Origin of the sequence: Clostridium moutaii (assembly GCF_041205085.1) — a bacterium.
Classification (GTDB): Bacteria; Bacillota; Clostridia; order Clostridiales; family Clostridiaceae; genus Clostridium_B; species Clostridium_B moutaii.
This window is the reverse complement of sequence record NZ_JBGEWD010000007.1, coordinates 129,928-146,436: the sequence shown is the minus strand read 5'-3', so window position 1 is coordinate 146,436 and position 16,509 is coordinate 129,928. Positions and strand designations below refer to the sequence as shown.

The 16,509-nt window shown below is 31.0% G+C and carries 15 protein-coding genes; 12 read left to right on the top strand and 3 right to left on the bottom strand.

What is annotated here, in order from left to right; genetic code table 11:
• Positions 1 to 10 precede the first annotated feature (10 nt).
• From wecB to AB8U03_RS09185, 7 genes are read left to right on the top strand one after another with little or no spacing between them, the layout of a single operon-like run.
• Positions 11 to 1,063, top strand: coding sequence for a non-hydrolyzing UDP-N-acetylglucosamine 2-epimerase (wecB, locus tag AB8U03_RS09215; protein WP_369704255.1), 1,053 nt, complete (start codon positions 11 to 13; stop codon positions 1,061 to 1,063).
• 29 nt (positions 1,064 to 1,092) lie between these two features.
• The gene (locus AB8U03_RS09210) at positions 1,093 to 2,349 is read left to right on the top strand and encodes an O-antigen ligase family protein (protein ID WP_369704254.1); all 1,257 of its coding nucleotides are present in this window, start codon (positions 1,093 to 1,095) and stop codon (positions 2,347 to 2,349) included.
• A gap of 9 nt (positions 2,350 to 2,358) precedes the next feature.
• Positions 2,359 to 3,471: a glycosyltransferase family 4 protein gene (locus AB8U03_RS09205; protein WP_369704253.1), complete on the top strand. Its 1,113-nt coding sequence runs from the start codon at positions 2,359 to 2,361 to the stop codon at positions 3,469 to 3,471.
• 14 nt (positions 3,472 to 3,485) lie between these two features.
• Positions 3,486 to 5,036, top strand: coding sequence for a murein biosynthesis integral membrane protein MurJ (murJ, locus tag AB8U03_RS09200; RefSeq protein WP_369704252.1), 1,551 nt, complete (start codon positions 3,486 to 3,488; stop codon positions 5,034 to 5,036).
• Positions 5,037 to 5,090: 54 nt separating this feature from the next.
• On the top strand, positions 5,091 to 6,065 hold the full coding sequence (locus AB8U03_RS09195) for an acyltransferase (protein ID WP_369704251.1): 975 nt from the start codon (positions 5,091 to 5,093) through the stop codon (positions 6,063 to 6,065).
• Between the two features lie 60 nt (positions 6,066 to 6,125).
• Complete coding sequence (locus AB8U03_RS09190; protein WP_369704250.1) at positions 6,126 to 6,779, top strand: sugar transferase; 654 nt, start codon at positions 6,126 to 6,128, stop codon at positions 6,777 to 6,779.
• Entirely contained in the window at positions 6,780 to 7,493 is a 714-nt protein-coding gene (locus tag AB8U03_RS09185; protein ID WP_369704249.1) for a WecB/TagA/CpsF family glycosyltransferase, read from the top strand. It begins immediately after the preceding gene.
• A 120-nt stretch (positions 7,494 to 7,613) separates the two neighbouring features.
• On the opposite strand, the gene AB8U03_RS09180 is transcribed toward AB8U03_RS09185, so the two are convergent.
• Positions 7,614 to 8,027, bottom strand: a complete 414-nt coding sequence (locus tag AB8U03_RS09180) for an RrF2 family transcriptional regulator (RefSeq protein WP_369704248.1) — start codon at positions 8,025 to 8,027, stop codon at positions 7,614 to 7,616.
• A gap of 136 nt (positions 8,028 to 8,163) precedes the next feature.
• Positions 8,164 to 9,054: a delta-lactam-biosynthetic de-N-acetylase gene (gene pdaA / locus AB8U03_RS09175; RefSeq protein ID WP_369704247.1), complete on the bottom strand. Its 891-nt coding sequence runs from the start codon at positions 9,052 to 9,054 to the stop codon at positions 8,164 to 8,166.
• 161 nt (positions 9,055 to 9,215) lie between these two features.
• On the opposite strand from pdaA, the gene AB8U03_RS09170 reads away from it, so the two are divergent.
• The 5 genes from AB8U03_RS09170 to sigF all read left to right on the top strand — a co-directional run bounded on the left by AB8U03_RS09170 (position 9,216) and on the right by sigF (position 13,946).
• Positions 9,216 to 10,982, top strand: coding sequence for an Eco57I restriction-modification methylase domain-containing protein (locus AB8U03_RS09170; protein WP_369704246.1), 1,767 nt, complete (start codon positions 9,216 to 9,218; stop codon positions 10,980 to 10,982).
• A gap of 111 nt (positions 10,983 to 11,093) precedes the next feature.
• Complete coding sequence (speE, locus tag AB8U03_RS09165) at positions 11,094 to 11,921, top strand: polyamine aminopropyltransferase (protein WP_369704245.1); 828 nt, start codon at positions 11,094 to 11,096, stop codon at positions 11,919 to 11,921.
• A 479-nt stretch (positions 11,922 to 12,400) separates the two neighbouring features.
• Complete coding sequence (gene spoIIAA, locus AB8U03_RS09160; protein ID WP_369704244.1) at positions 12,401 to 12,736, top strand: anti-sigma F factor antagonist; 336 nt, start codon at positions 12,401 to 12,403, stop codon at positions 12,734 to 12,736.
• A gap of 16 nt (positions 12,737 to 12,752) precedes the next feature.
• Positions 12,753 to 13,181 (top strand): anti-sigma F factor, encoded by a 429-nt coding sequence (spoIIAB, locus tag AB8U03_RS09155; RefSeq protein ID WP_369704243.1) that lies wholly within the window; start codon positions 12,753 to 12,755, stop codon positions 13,179 to 13,181.
• A gap of 9 nt (positions 13,182 to 13,190) precedes the next feature.
• Positions 13,191 to 13,946 carry an RNA polymerase sporulation sigma factor SigF gene (gene sigF, locus AB8U03_RS09150; protein ID WP_369704242.1) on the top strand — a complete coding sequence of 252 codons (756 nt, stop codon included), beginning with the start codon at positions 13,191 to 13,193 and terminating at the stop codon, positions 13,944 to 13,946.
• 127 nt (positions 13,947 to 14,073) lie between these two features.
• On the opposite strand, the gene AB8U03_RS09145 is transcribed toward sigF, so the two are convergent.
• On the bottom strand, positions 14,074 to 16,437 hold the full coding sequence (locus tag AB8U03_RS09145) for a transglycosylase domain-containing protein (RefSeq protein ID WP_369704241.1): 2,364 nt from the start codon (positions 16,435 to 16,437) through the stop codon (positions 14,074 to 14,076).
• Between the last annotated feature and the right edge of the window lie 72 nt (positions 16,438 to 16,509).

The following is a 16,509-nucleotide window of genomic DNA, read 5'->3' as shown; positions in this document are numbered from 1 at the left end:
GAGGATATCCATGAAGATATTAACAGTTGTTGGGGCAAGGCCCCAATTTATTAAAGCTGCTGCCGTTTCAAATGTAATAAGAAAACATCATAAGGAAATATTGGTGCATACAGGACAGCATTATGATGAAAATATGTCTAAAATATTTTTTGAAGAATTGAATATACCTAAACCAGATTATAATTTAGGGGTGGGTTCCGGCAGACACGGAAGGCAGACGGGAACTATGCTTATAAAGCTTGAGGAGATATATGAGGTGGAAAAACCTGATTTTGTACTTGTATATGGTGATACCAATTCAACTTTGGCAGGAGCTCTGTGTGCCAGTAAACTCTTAATCCCAGTTGCACACGTAGAAGCAGGACTTAGAAGTTTCAACATGGAAATGCCTGAGGAACAAAATAGAGTTCTTACAGATCATATTTCAAACCTTTTATTTGTACCCACAGAATCAGCAGAAAAAAATTTAAAAGAAGAAGGAATAAAAAAAGGCGTTTATAATGTGGGAGATGTTATGTTTGATGCCATTTTAAATTTTAAAAAATTGGCAGAAAGTAAAAATGAAATCATGGAAAAGCTTAGTATTAAAGGTAAAGAATATATACTCACTACTATACACAGGGCTGAAAATACAAATCATATAGACAGATTAAAGAATATAGTAAATGCACTGAATAAATGTGGTAAAACCATTGTACTTCCACTTCATCCCAGAACTAAAAAGTATATGATGGACTATGGACTGGAGTTTAATGAAAATATAAAAGTTATAGAGCCTGTGGGATATCTGGAAATGATAAATCTTGAAATGAATTCCCAGAAAATAGTTACGGACAGTGGTGGAGTTCAAAAAGAAGCTTTCTTTATGAAAAAACCTTGTATAACCATGAGAGAGGAAACAGAGTGGGTTGAAACTGTAGAAAATGGCTGGAACAAGATAGTGGGAACTGACACAGAAAAAATACTGGATGGCATATTGAATTTTACACCTTTAAGTAAACAGAAAAATATATTTGGAGATGGAAATGCCTCAGGCAAAATATTGAAAGTACTTGATATGTAGCACCCTATAATTAGCGTGGAGGTGAGAATTTGTTTTTAGATAGAATTTTATATTTGTTTCTATGTGTTTATATAATAGGGCTTCCCAGTTTATCTGATACAGTTAAAATAGGAAGCATTGGATTTACAGATTGTATACTGGCATTTATCATGCTGGTTTATATGTTGAAAATTATTATTTCAGAAAAAACACGTTGTAGATTTATAGAGGGAATAAAAGATTTTTTTAAAAATTATTTAACTGTATTTATGAGTATATTTGCCATTATGATGCTTGTTTCAGTGAGTTACGCTTCAGAAAAAACACTTGCAATCAGTGAGAGTCTAAGGTTCATATCATATATCATATTGTTTTTTATGGTAAAATATGAATGGAATAAAAAGGAACTTTTAAATGGAATATTATATTCCTATATATGTTCTGCTTTTATAGTAGGTATCTATGGATTATATCAGCACTTTACAGGTTTTGGGCTAAGTAATGAATTTAAAAATTATGGATATGCAAAATTTAAAATAGCAGCTAATATGGATAATCCAAATAATCTGGCGGCTTTTTTGATAATCGCTATTTTTCCAATGATTATGCTGATCATATACGAAAGTAAAAAGATAAAAAAATGTTTCTATTTACTTTTGACATGTGTTATGTTTTTGGATTTGGCTTTTACAGGTTCCAGAAATGCCATTATTGGAGCTGCAGTTGGACTCATTGTCCTTGTGATTTTGTACAGTGCCAAATTTATCATACCCCTTTTGGCTGCAGGAGCCATATCCATGTTGGTGCCAGAATTGAGAGAGAGGATTATGGCTATAGATGATCCTGTCCAAAATCAGTCCAGAATATATTTATGGAGAATTGCACAGAAAATGATAAAGGATCATCCTGTATTTGGTGTGGGAAATGGAAATTATGTGAGCCTTTATGACAGATATGTTCAGATATATCCCCAATATAAATTTTATGGATACAGTAGATGGCCCAGTCATAATTCCTATTTGAAGGTAGAGAGTGAACTTGGAATTATAGGAGGAATATCTTTTGCTGGTATTATTATATCTTCTCTGGTAAAGGTTAAATCTTTTATTGATAATACAAAAAATAAATTTTATAAATATTTTTACACAGGTTTTTTTGCTTCCATGATAGCTTTCTATGTGATGAACTTATTTGACAATTTATTTTTTGTACCTAAGACCACTACATATTTCTGGCTTATTCTGGCTGTATCCCAGGGCATGATGTATAGAGAAAAGCATGAAAGTATATTTTTGAATATTTTTTAAAAGTAGGAGGTGACAGGTATTAAAGTATTGCAGATTATATCGGGAAATGATACAGGAGGCGGCGGAAACCATGTGTTAAATCTAAGTCTTTATTCAAAACACATGTTTGACTGTATTATAGGTACTATAGGTGGAGGCGGCCTCTATGATAAGAGTAGGGAGCTGAAGATAGATACAGTAAAATTCAAGAGAAGTGCAACTTACGACAGACATATATTGGAGTATATAAAGAAAAATCAGATTGATATTGTGAATTTTCACGGACCCAAAGCTTTTTTTATGCATTATTTTATAAAAAATAAAATAGAAATTCCTACAATAGCTACAGTACACAGTGATTTTAGAAAGGATTTCTTAAATAATAAAATTAAATATCTGCTTTTTACACCTCTAAGCCAAAGGGGATTGAGGAGTTTTAACAAATATATATGTGTGTCCAGTTATATAGAAAATATATTAAGTCATGAAAATTTTACAGGGAAAAAATTTAGAGTGAACAATGGAATTGATTTTAATGGAATTAACGTAAGAGAAAACAGGGAGTGTATAAGAGAAAAATATGGCATTTCCCAAGATGATTTTCTATATGTAAATGTGGCAAGGATGCATCCCATAAAAAATCAGATGTCACTTGTAGAAGCCTTTGGTATTATTAAGGATAAGGTTAAAAATGTAAAGCTACTTATAGTTGGAGACGGGTCAGAGGAGCTTAAATTGAGAAATATCATAATAGATTTAAAATTACAGGATCATGTAATACTTGCCGGATATAAAAAGAATGCTGTGGATTTTATAAATGCAGGAGATGTGGGAATATTGACATCTTTTAGTGAAGGGGGAGCACCTCCTATAACCCTACTTGAAAGTGCATCAGTAAAGAAACCTTTTATAGCTCCAGATACAGGTGATATAAGGGAAATTATGGATAAGGATTCTATATTTTTAGTGAATCCAAATTCTATAGAGGATATAGAGGATAAAATGAAGTTGGCTTATGATAAAAGAGAGTACATATCAAAAATGGGAGAAAAATTATATCATGTTTGTATGGAAAAGTTTTCAATAGATAATTTTTGCAGGCAGTACAATGAGATATATACTAAAATACTCTCCCAAAAATAGTTGGAGTGAAGAAAATGGCGGGAAAAAGAGTAATAAAGAGTTCCATTATAGTAATGCTTCTCATAGTAGGAGGTAAAGTTCTAGCACTTGTAAGGGATGCTCTTATAGCGGAAAAATTTGGAGCAACTTATATAACTGATATATATAATTTTTCACTAGGGCTTGTATATCTTTTAACTACTATAAGTTATGGATTGACTACAACTTTTATACCGCTTAATTCAGAACATATTGAAAAGAGCAGCAGTGAAAAAAGAAATAAATTTGTAAATAACATAATAACCGTGTCTACCTTTTTTACAATAATAATTACAGTTGTACTTATTATATTTTCAAAACAGATAATATATTTATTTGGACATGGATTTACATCCAATATATACATATTTAATCAATCGGTTGAAATAATTAGAATAATGTTGTTATCACTTGTATTTGTCACATTGCAAAGCGTAGTTACAGGAGTGCTGCAATCTCATAAAAAGTTTTATGAACCTGCCGCCATGGCATTGGTATCCAATCTGGTTTATATAATTTATTTGGTATTTTTGACTGCCAAATATGGAATAAAGGGATTTGCAGTAGCTACTGTAATAGGTTTTTTTGTTCAGTTTGCCATAAACCTCCCAAGATACAGGAAACTTGGATACAGGTATAAATTTGTAATGAATTTAAAAGATAGTGATGCACTTTCCATGTTTAAATTAATGATACCTATAGTCATAAGTACTTCAGTAGTTCAGTTGAATTTATTTATAAATAGGTCTTTTGCAAACAATATATACTTTGGTGCAGTTACAGTTCTGGATTATTCAAATAAGGTAAATACCCTGGCCTATGAAGTATTTGCCATAGGCATTGCCATGATTGTATATCCAACCCTTTCAGAGCTGGCAGTTAAAAAGGATATTTTAAAGTACAAGAAAGCTCTTGTAAATTCTATAAACATAATAATGATAATTATGATACCTGCAGCAGTTGCCATAGGAGTTTTAAGACATCCGCTTATAAATGTAATTTTTAGGCGTGGGGCTTTTAGTCTGGAAGCTTCAAATTTGACCTCCAGTGCACTTTTATTTTACTGTCCTGCAATGATTGCCTATGGAATAAGGGATATATTGAATAAAGCTTTTTATTCCATTAAAGATGCAAAGACACCTATGGTGAATAGTTTTGTGGGAATAATTATAAACATAATTATAAATTTTGTCTTGATAAAGTACATGAAAGTTTCAGGGCTGGCGTTAGCTACTACAATTTCTGCAATTATAACTACAATACTTATGATGATAGGTTTGAATAAAAAATTGAATGGAATGAACATAGGAAAGCTTTTTTTCAGTTTCTTAAAAATTGCTCTTTCTTCAGCAGCTATGGGAGTATGTATATATGCTGTAAACTATATCTGCATGAGTAACACTGCTTCTTTTATGAAAGGCAGTATGATTTCTATTCTAGTTTCATTTATACTGGGAGGTACAGTTTATCTCATATGCCTGTATTTTGCAAAGATTGAAGAGTATGAATATCTAATAAGAATAGTTAAAAATAAAATTGCAGTATAGTATTTATTTTGAGTAAAGAAGGTGGCAGATATTATTAAAAAACGTATTTTGGGTATGGATGTAATAAGGGCCTTTTCAATACTTGCAGTTATAGCATTGCATGTTTCGGCAACTGTACTTTACAGATGCACGCCTTATTCTGCCACTTATAATGCATCATTTATACTAAATCAGCTTTCCAGGTTTTGTGTTCCAGCTTTTATAGTTATTTCAGGAATGGGACTTACCGTAAATTATAAAAAAGGTGGAAGTTATTCGGAATACATAGTGAAAAGATTTTTAAGGGTAGTGCCTCAGTACATACTTTGGTGTGCACTTTACATATTGATAATAACCAAAGATTTTAATATACATGAGGATATCAATAACATAATTTATGGAAATATATTTTATCATTTTTATTATGTACCATTGATAATTGAATTTTATATCATATTTCCATTTGTATATAAATTCATGAATAAAAGATGGTGGGTTTTGCTTAGTTTTACAGTTACAATTTTTTTCCTGATGTATACATATTATTTTAAAATTGTTTCTCCAGAGGAATGGTTTTGGGATAAAAAAAACCTGTTGTACTGGCTTTTTTATTTTTCGCTTGGAGGTTATATAGGTAAAAATATTGATAATATTTCTGAGAGATTAAATAATCACAGGGTTCTGGTATCTGTATTTTTTTTGATCACAGTTTTTATGGCTATATACGGTTTCATATCGGGCAATCAATTTAGAGGAAATGTAGACTATGTGACTACTTTTCAGAGGCCTGTTATACTTTTCTATTCTACAGCATTTATACTTTTTGTATTTAGTTTTAAGTTTAAAGGTGGATTTATTATGAAGATCATAAGATATATATCGGATATATCTTATGATATATACTTGGTTCAAGCAGGAATATTATATCTTTATACCCAGTACTACCTGAATAAATACATTCATGCAGATAATTTGAGTTTTGAAATGAGTGCCTTTTTAATCACTGTTTTTAGTTCTATTGTTTTAACTAAAGTAAAAAAGGTTTTATAGTAAAAAACATATATGATATAATAATTAAAAATATAAGAGAGTAGGTGAACTTGCGAAATCATGCAAGCAGATGAAATAGAAATAGATGTTGGAGAAGATATAAGAAATAAGGCAGTGCAATTTTTTTTCAAAAGAGTTTTTGATTTTATACTTTCTGCACTAGGGATAATATTATTGAGTGTTGTATTTATTATACTTGCTATATGGATTAAATTAGACTCCGAGGGTCCTGCTATTTTTAAGCAAGTCAGGGTAGGCAAGGATGGAAAAAACTTTACAATATATAAATTTAGAACAATGGTGGTGAATGCAGAAAAAAAGCATACACTGGACATTGATCCCCATAATTTAGAAAATTTTGTATTTCAAAGTAGAAGTGATAACAGGGTTACCAAGTCGGGAGCTTTTTTGAGAAAAACAAGTTTGGATGAAATACCCCAGCTTTTTAATGTATTGATAGGAAACATGAGTTTAGTGGGACCGAGACCGGAAATACCGGAAGTGGTTAAATTATACCCTAAAGCGTATAGCCAGAGACTGCTGGTTACTCCAGGTATAACAGGTCTTGCCCAGGTAAGTGGAAGAGGAGAAATAGAGCTTGGTAAAACTATTCACTATGATTTAACTTATATAAAACAATTTTCTCTTTTTATGGATATCAAAATTTTATTTAAAACAATTTTTTCTGTGTTTAAAAGTGAAGGTGCATTTTAAATGTTTACTAAGTTGTTGGAGTACAATATATTTAATGGAAGTAAAATAGAATTCATGAAATATATAGATAAATTTTCAAAGATAAATATAGTATCAGGTAATCCTGAAGTATTGTACAACGGGCTTGACAGTGATTTGTTGTTAAAAAGTTTTACAGACAGCAATACTGTAATAATTCCAGATGGAGTAGGAACTCTTTTAGCTTCTAAAATTGTAGGTATGCCTGTAAAAGAAAAAATAGCCGGCATTGAGGTTATGGAAGAGATAATAAAAAAATGTACAGAAGAAGGCAAGTCAATATATTTACTTGGAGCTAAACAGGATGTTTTGGATATGTGTAAAGGAAATTTAAAAAAAAGATATCCTCTTTTAAAAATATCCGGAAGTCACAATGGTTACTTTGATTTAAATAATTGTGACAGTATAATTTCTGACATAAAGTTCAGCAATCCCTATGCAATATTTGTAGCTATGGGGGCTCCAAAGCAGGATATTTTTATATCACAGAATATGAATAAGCTGCCCTGCAGTATATTCATGGGCGTAGGAGGAAGCTTTGATGTATTTGCAGGCAAGGTAAGAAGGGCACCAAAGTGGATGATAGGTCTGGGGCTTGAATGGCTTTATAGGGTTATTGCAGAACCTTCCAGGATAAAAAGGCTGGTGTCCATACCTAAATTCTTATTAAAAGTCATGACTTTTAATAAAACATGATTTAAAGCTGATTAAAATTTTAATCAGCTTTAAATCATGTTTTATTAAAAGTCATGACTTTTATTAAAACATGATTTAAAGCTGATTAAAATTTTAATCAGCTTTAAATCATGTAAGTTACTAAATCTTATTTTCCAATATATCTCTGAAGTTAATGTCTTCCAGCTCTTTAATTAGTCTGTTTTGTACTTTTAAAAGCGAGTTATGTATATCACAGTGACCATTTCTATTTGCAGTACAATGCCCGGGGTCGTACAGGCATCTGTTTAAATAAATGGGACCATCTATAGCTTCAATTATACTTCTTAAATTTATTTCTTCAGGCATATGATTTAATGCATAGCCACCATTAACCCCCCTATAGGATTTAATTATACCTGATTGGGTCAACTTCCCTAAAAGTTTAAGAAGAAATCTAAGCGGTATCTTTTCATCTTTAGCTATGGATTTAGCTTCAATTTTTTTGCCATAGCCTAATTTTGACAAATAAAGTATAACTCTAAGACCATAATCTGATTCTTGTGTAATTCTCATATATAATATCTCCCCAAAAATATTTATTTTATATAATTTAATAAATTAGGTATAACTAAAAATATAATGTATAAATCAATTATACCTAATTTATGATCCAATATAAAGAAAAATTATATTAGAAAGACATATACATTTATGGCAATTTATCTAGACTTTCCAGGGTATAACCTTGATTTTTCCAATCTTTTATTACAGAATCTAATATTTCAGAATTTGTTTTGGAAACTGCATGAAGTAATACAATTGCCCCATTGTGGGCTCTGCGGCTTATCATTTTCTGAGATTCTGCAGGAGAAGGCTGTTTTTTGATATTCCAGTCATTGTAGGCGAAGCTCCAAAATATGGTTTTATATCCTAATTTATTAGTATAAAATAAAGATAACTCACTGTATTTTCCCATAGGTGGTCTGAAAAAGTGGGGCATTTCTTTGCCGGTAACTTCTTTATAAGCTTCCTCAGTTATTGAAAATTCTTTCTCAAATTTTATAGGATCTTTTGCAGTATCCGCCATTGAAGGGTGTTTGGTTGAATGGTTGCATACTAGATGGCCTTCATTTACCATTCTATTTATTAAATCCGGATTACCCTTTATATAGGGAGTTGTGACGAAAAAAGCAGCCTTTACATTATTTGATTTCAATATGTCCAATATTTTAGATGTATATCCATTTTCATATCCCTCATCAAAGGTCAAATAGAGTACTTTTTTAGAAGTGTCTCCCAGATAATATGCAGAGTATTTATTTATAAGTTTAAGGACATCTTCAGGTTCTTCTGAAGGAGTACCTTTATTATTGGGTTTAAAAAACCAATTTTTTTCACTACTATCTAATTTAGAGATATCTAAATCCTGCAATTTTCCAGTTTTTTTAGTGGCATTATCCTCTTTAGAATTTGGTTCTATATGTGCAGCTAAAGGCTTATTGTATATTAAAAGTTTTTCTTGTTTATAACAGACTCCTGCATTATAAGAACACAAGGAGATTATGCACATTAAGAAAATTGATATAAGTTTTTTAATCATAGCTATATTATCACCTACCTTGTAAGATATAATTTATGATATACTTAATTTAATAATTTATACTTAAGTTTTATAGGAATTAGTAGTAAATAATACTAAAGAAACATTGGTGTATCAATGTTTCTTTAATATTAGGTATAATAAAAATTGGAGATAGTGATGTGGATAATTTTATTGAAGGCATTGAAAAAATTTATGAATATATCAATAAAGATATAGATAATGAACTTAAATTCAAATTTATAGAAAGCTATAAAAAGAAATTTAATATGTCAGAAAAAAGTTGTTTCTCACAAAATTATTATGAACTGAGAGATACAAATAAAAGAAAAGGGATAGTATACACACCTTATGAAATAGCAGTATATATGATTGAAAATTTAATTAGCCCTTTGGATGTAATTAAAAATCCATTTATTAAGATTGTAGATCCATCCTGTGGATGTGGAAATTTGATATGTGCATGTTTTTCCTACTTGAGAAATATATTCATAAATAATATAGAATCTATAAATAAACACAATAATATTAATTTAGAAATCAGGGATATAAATGCACATATAATGTGCAACAACTTATTTGGTTTTGATATAGATGAAATGGCGACAAAAGTTTTACGAATAGATTTATTTGTTATTAGTGGACAACTTAGCTCAAATAACTTTATAATAAAAGATTTTTTAATGGAAAATATAGATGAAAGATTTGATATATTTATAGGAAATCCTCCTTATATAGGTCATAAAAATGTTGATAGGGATTATTGTAAAATTTTAAAAAAAATGTATGGCAGCATATACAGAGATAAAGGAGATATCTCCTATTGCTTTTTTAAAAAATCATTAGAATGTTTGAGAAAAGGCGGAAAGCTTGGGTTTATTACATCTAGATATTTTTGTGAAGCCTGTAGTGGTGAAGAACTTAGAAAATTTTTAATTCAAAATACTTCTATATATAAAATCGTAGATTTTTATGGTATAAGGCCTTTTAAGAATGTTGGGATTGATCCGATTATAATATTTTTATCAAAGGAAAATATTTTAGATAATAGTATAGAGATTATAAAACCTGAAAAAAGCAGTAGACTAGAGAAAAGTAGATTTTACAATTCCTTATTTTTGAAGAAAAATAAGGAGCATAAAAGCTTTTTTATACATCAGAGTTTTATTGACAATGGTGGGTGGGTATTTATCGACAAATTGGAAAGGGGGATAATTGATAAAATAGAAGGAAAAAGTAAATGTACTTTAAAGGATATATGTGAAAGTCATCAGGGAATAATAACAGGCTGCGATAGGGCCTTTATAATAGATAAGCATATTCTAAAAGAAAAGAATATTGAACCCGAGTTAATCAGGCCATGGATAAAAAGCAGTTATATACATAGAGATAAGATAATAAATAGGGAAAAATTTATTATATATTCTAATTTTATAGAAAATGAAGAGGACTGCCCCAACTCCATAAATTATATAAAAACATACAGAAAAAAGCTTTTAAATAGGAGGGAGTGCAGGAAAGGAATTAGAAAATGGTATGAACTTCAGTGGGGAAGAAGGCCGCAAATATTTGAAGGTAAAAAAATTGTATTTCCCTATAAATCTAAAGACAATAGGTTCGCCATAGATGAGGGAAGTTATTTTAGTGCAGATGTATATTCCTTGGTATTAAAGAAAAATGTCGGTTTTACATATGATGATTTAGTTAAAATTTTAAATAGCTCCTTATACGAATTTTACTTTAAAACCTTTGGCAAAAAATTGGGTGAAAATTTGTATGAGTACTATCCTAATAATTTAATGAAATTGAAGATTTCTTATATCGATTTTTCTGGTGAAGATGATGTGGAAAAGTATTTGTATAGATTTTTTGAGCTGACAGAAGAAGAAATTAAAGTTGTGAAAAAGGATCATTGTTCTGGAAAATAGTCATTTTGTAGAGTATTGTTGTCATAATATAAAATTATTGCTATAATGATATTTACTGTAACAAAAAAATTTAAGAAGATTAAGTTTTAAAACAACCAAGGGGGTATATTTATGGATTTATGGTTAAAAGAAGGGCAAATTGAGGATGCTGTTATGACATATAAAATAAAACAAACTTTGATTACAAAAAAAACTGAGCATCAGGATTTAGCCATAGTAGATACATACAGTTTTGGAAAAATGCTTGTTTTAGATGGAATAGTACAAACTACTATTAAAGATGAATATGTTTATCATGAAATGATAACCCATATACCTTTATTTACCCACCCGGATCCTAAAAGGGTACTTGTGGTTGGAGGAGGAGACGGTGGTGCAGTAAGAGAGATTTTAAAACATCCTACAGTGAAAGAAGTTGTTCTCTGTGAAATTGACAGAGAGGTTATAGATGAATGTAAAAAATATCTTCCTGAAATAAGCTGTGCTCTAGAAAATCCAAAATGTGAAATCTTCATTGGAGATGGAATAAAGTATGTCCATGAGCATAAAAACAGTTTTGATGTTGTAATAGTAGATTCTACAGATCCTTTTGGTGCTGCAGAAGGTTTGTTTGGTGGAAGTTTTTATAAAGAAATATATGAATGCCTGACAGAAAACGGCATATTCGTAGCTCAAACTGAAACTCCTTTTTATTTACCTGAAGTGGTAAGAGGTGTTTATAGGGATGCAAAATCTGTTTTCCCTGTGACAAAACTATTTATGGCCGGAATACCAACTTATCCAAGTGGATTTTGGAGTTTTACATTGGGTTCCAAAAAATATGATCCGCAGAAGGTGGATTTATCTTCTACTGTAGATATAAATACAAAATATTATACAAAAGAATTGCACAAAGCTTGTTTTGTACTTCCAAAGTTTGTAGAAGATTTAACTAAATAAATATATTTATTTTAAAGTTTCAGTTGCAATTAAGAGGCACATCCAATAGGGCAATAAACTCATTGAATGTGCCTTTTTTATTATGACTTAAATTTTTTGCCAAGAAAATCTGAAACTGGGGTATTTTTAAAAATAACTTAGATATATGTTTAAAAACATAATACATGGTAAAAATAAATAATAAAATGACTAACGAAAAAAAAAGGAAAATTATGACACGTATAGAATAATAATTAAGGTGAATGTTTTATTCCATAGATTACAGAAATATTACATAAAAAATAACAGAGGGGGGGTAAGAATGTCTGGCTCGGACTATGCGATATTTTGCATATGCTAAAGTTTATGTATTGAACTTTAGTCATATAACATTAAGGCCTTCATATGTTATATGGTAAATTAAAGTTAAAATAATATTTTAACGCTAAAATTATATGAGCGGTTTTGCAGTATGATCTTAGTAGAGCTTTGGATAATTTATGAATTTGGAATTTAAAGTTAGAGTTGATAAACTTATAGTCGGCATAAAAGGAGAGCTAGATCACCACAGTGCAGAAGAGGTGAGAAATAAAATTGATGATAGATTGGACAGAGATGGATTAGATAAACTCATAATGGATTTTTCAGGGGTGAGTTTTATGGACAGTTCTGGAATAGGGGTGGTAATTGGAAGATATAAAAAGTTAAATTTGAAAAATGGTGCTATGTGTATTGCAGGAGCAACTGACTTGGTAAAAAGAGTATTTGAGCTTTCAGGCTTGTTTAAGATTATAAAGCTTTATGACAGCGTTGAGGAAGCAATTGCGAATATTTAATGGGGGGATAAATATTATGTACGATAACAGTATGAAAATAGAGTTTGTTAGCAAATCACAAAATGAAAGTTTTGCGAGAGTAGCGGTAGCAGCTTTTGTATCTCAGTTGGATCCTACAATAGAGGAATTAACGGATGTAAAAACTGCAGTTTCAGAGGCTGTTACAAATTCTATTATTCATGGCTACGAAAATAAAGAGGGTACAGTTGAAATTGAAGCTTTTATTGAAAATAGAGAACTTACTTTAGTTATAGAAGATCAAGGAATAGGTATAGAAGACATAGATCTGGCCAGACAACCTCTTTATACATCAAGGCCTGATCTTGAAAGATCAGGAATGGGATTTACTGTAATGGAGACTTTTATGGATTCACTTAGAGTAGAATCTAAAAAAAATAAAGGGACAAGATTAATAATGAAAAAAGTTTTTAATTCATTAAGTTAGGTGAATAGTATGAGTGAAGAAGCAGTAAAAAAATTAAAGTATAGTTATGAAGATAACTTGGAATTGATTAAATATGCCAAGCAAGGGGATAAGAACGCCTTAAATAAATTAGTAGAATTGAATTTACCATTGGTATCAGCTATAAGTAAAAAATTTTTAAATAGAGGATATGAGTATGAGGATATATTTCAAATAGGTTGTATGGGTCTTATGAAAGCAGTAAATAATTTTGATCCAAGTTATAATGTGAAATTTTCTACATATGCAGTACCCATGATATTAGGTGAAATAAAGCGCTTTTTAAGAGACGACGGAATGATAAAGGTTAGTAGAAGTGTAAAAAACACAGCTAAGAAACTTCACTATGATAGGGAAACATTGACAAAAAAGTTAAATAGGGAGCCTACTGTAGAAGAGTTAGCAGAATATTCTGGCGTTGAGGTTGAAGATCTGATCTTTGCTACAGAGTCTGCTACCAGCTTGCAATACCTCTATGATACTATACATCAGGATGATGGTTCACCAGTTCTTTTAATAGATAAAATAAGTGAGAATCCCAATGAAGATGTAGAAATGGTAGATAGAATTGCACTTAAGGAAGCACTTAAAAATCTGGATGTAAAGTCACGACAAATTATAATGCTCAGATATTTTAAGGATAAGACCCAAGTTCAAGTGGCAAAGATGTTAGGCATAAATCAAGTACAGGTTTCTAGAATAGAAAAAAAAGTGTTAAAAACAATGAGAAAAATTTTAGGTGGATAATTATTAAAAAGGACCTGCTGAAATTTATTATATTATTTAAATTTCAGCAGGCCTTTTTTTATCTCAGGGCCGCCGGCTTTGTAAAGCTAGGATGATAAGCACTGCTGCGTCCCTGGATAAATGATTTCTAATTATTTAAATCAGATGTCTTAGAAGGTATATTGTTAGAATCTGTTGTGGTGTTTTCACCGCTATTTGTGCCATCCTTTGGAGTGCTATCAGGTAATGTAATATCACCTCTGTTTAAATTATTGTCATTTCCTTTTGTACTATTGTTATTGTTATGTTTAAGATCTTCATTGTTATTTTTATTATTTGTTTTGTTTTTAGTACCTGAAAAATAGTCAAATATATTCCAGGAATGATGTATGTCACAATAATCCGTGGGAACAGTACCAGATATAAAGAATTCATTATAAACTTTACTGCCCGTAGGATCTGTATAACAGGCTGAAATAGGTAGTTTGCCAGATTCAGAACAAATTGCCTGAGTTACTATTTCAGAAGGCATTTCAATATCCTTTGCAGGTAAACCTTCATGAAAAGGAGACATTATGTCCGCCCAAAGTTTAGCAGCTGAATTACTGTTTATGGAACCACTAGAAACCCCTTGTATTACGGAATTATCGTCGTTCCCAATCCATACAGCAGCAGAATAGTAGGGAGTCAGCCCACAAAACCATAGATCCCTGTTGTTACTGGAAGTACCTGTTTTACCTCTTACAGGCATATCTCCAAAATTGGCATTGGGACCTGTACCTTCTGCACTGACAGGCCCTTTCAACATGTCATATAGTATATAGCTGCTTTGAGGAGAAAGAACTTTTTTTGTCTTGGTGCTATTGTCCAATAGAACTTTCCCATTTCTATCTTCTACCTTGGTGTAAAGTTTAGGATAAGTATATATACCGGAATTTCCAAATACACCATAGGCCGAAGACATTATGAGGGTATTTACGCCATGATGAAGTTGTCCAAGTGATAAGGCGGATATACTGTTTCTGTCATCTTCATCTAAAGTTATTCCAAATTTTTCTGCATAATCAGCTCCGGTTTTTAATCCCAATTTATCTTCTAATTTGACTGCTATTAAATTTATGGAATGGGTTAGTGCAGTTCTTAAAGTCATATTACCGCCGATTGACTCGTCATCCTTAGGCTGATAGGGTTCTCCACTAGTAGCATATTTATTTGCAATATCATCTGATAATGGAGAATCTTCAAATATACTGGCCGCCGTAAATTTTTTTGAATCTATGGCAGGACTGTATACAGTTAATGGCTTTATACTAGAGCCTGCAGGTCTTAAATAATTTTGGGATGCAGCTCTGTTAAAAGATCTGGCAGGTTGACTACCTCTTCCCCCAACTAGAGCCTTAACCTCTCCAGAATGGTAGTCCATAACTACAGCAGAAGCTTGAGGCTGTACTATTCCATTCTTGTCTAAGGATGAAGCTTGAAAAATACTGTCATTGTCCAAGGTGTTTTCAGTTTTTTCTTGTAGGTCTTTATTCATTGTAGTATGTATTTTTAAACCACCATACATAAGTAAGTTTTCTATTTGTTCGTCACTATACTTATATTTAGATTTTAAATCCTTTTTTACTGAATTAATTACAGGTACCGTAAACCATTCGTTATTATAGCCATTATTTACAGTAGGTTGTGGTTTAATATCCAATTTACCTGTCGAAATGTCATTTATAGCGGAGGTATATTGAGAATGAGATATATATCCATTTTCATACATTTTTTTTATTACAGTAGCAGTTCTGTTCAAATATATGGATGGATTCTTTTGGGAGGCTGGAGAATATGGATAATATACAGATGGACTTTGAGGCATACCGGCAATAAAGGCACATTCAATTAAATTTAAATCTTTTGCAGATTTGCCAAAATACTGATTAGAAGCAGCTTCAACACCTAAAGCTCTGCCACCTAAAAAAATTGTATTCATGTATGCTTCTAGTATTTGGTCCTTGCTTAATTTTTTTTCGAGTTTCAGAGAAAGATATATTTCCTGTAATTTTCTTTTGTAAGATACTTCAGATGATAAAAATATACTTCTCACCAGTTGTTGTGTTATTGTAGATGCACCCTGAATATCTGAACTCTTTGTAAATTTGCTTTTAATATCTATGAATATTACTCCAATAAGTCTTTTTAAATCTATTCCCCTGTGATTGTAAAATCGTTGATCTTCTATGCTGACAAAGGCATTTTTTAAATTTTGGGGCATACTGCTAAATGGGATTACCGTTCTCTGTTGAGGAGTAACCACTGCATCCATTAAATTGTCCTTATCATCATATAGAACAGAAGGCTCGCTTAAATTTAATATCTGAGTTACATCCAGTTTGGGAGAATTTTTTATAATTGCCAGGGACATACCTATTGACACTAACAGTGCTATTATTAACAAGCCAGATAAAATGATAGCCACCTTTTTAAAAGTCTTGATTTGGGTCTTTTTATGTCTTTTGACCATAATTGTCCTCCTTGTTTTAACCTTTACATTTAAATTATTATAACATAAATTAAAGTGTTAATGAAATATATA

Coding starts and splice junctions, on each gene's coding strand:
- AB8U03_RS09145 (WP_369704241.1), bottom strand. CDS start 16,437: ATGGTCAAAAGACATAAAAAGACCCAAATCAAGACTTTTAAAAAGGTG.
- pdaA (WP_369704247.1), bottom strand. CDS start 9,054: ATGATTAAAAAACTTATATCAATTTTCTTAATGTGCATAATCTCCTTG.
- wecB (WP_369704255.1), top strand. CDS start 11: ATGAAGATATTAACAGTTGTTGGGGCAAGGCCCCAATTTATTAAAGCT.
- AB8U03_RS09195 (WP_369704251.1), top strand. CDS start 5,091: ATGGATGTAATAAGGGCCTTTTCAATACTTGCAGTTATAGCATTGCAT.
- spoIIAB (WP_369704243.1), top strand. CDS start 12,753: ATGTACGATAACAGTATGAAAATAGAGTTTGTTAGCAAATCACAAAAT.
- spoIIAA (WP_369704244.1), top strand. CDS start 12,401: ATGAATTTGGAATTTAAAGTTAGAGTTGATAAACTTATAGTCGGCATA.
- speE (WP_369704245.1), top strand. CDS start 11,094: ATGGATTTATGGTTAAAAGAAGGGCAAATTGAGGATGCTGTTATGACA.
- AB8U03_RS09185 (WP_369704249.1), top strand. CDS start 6,780: ATGTTTACTAAGTTGTTGGAGTACAATATATTTAATGGAAGTAAAATA.
- sigF (WP_369704242.1), top strand. CDS start 13,191: ATGAGTGAAGAAGCAGTAAAAAAATTAAAGTATAGTTATGAAGATAAC.
- murJ (WP_369704252.1), top strand. CDS start 3,486: ATGGCGGGAAAAAGAGTAATAAAGAGTTCCATTATAGTAATGCTTCTC.
- AB8U03_RS09190 (WP_369704250.1), top strand. CDS start 6,126: ATGCAAGCAGATGAAATAGAAATAGATGTTGGAGAAGATATAAGAAAT.
- AB8U03_RS09180 (WP_369704248.1), bottom strand. CDS start 8,027: ATGAGAATTACACAAGAATCAGATTATGGTCTTAGAGTTATACTTTAT.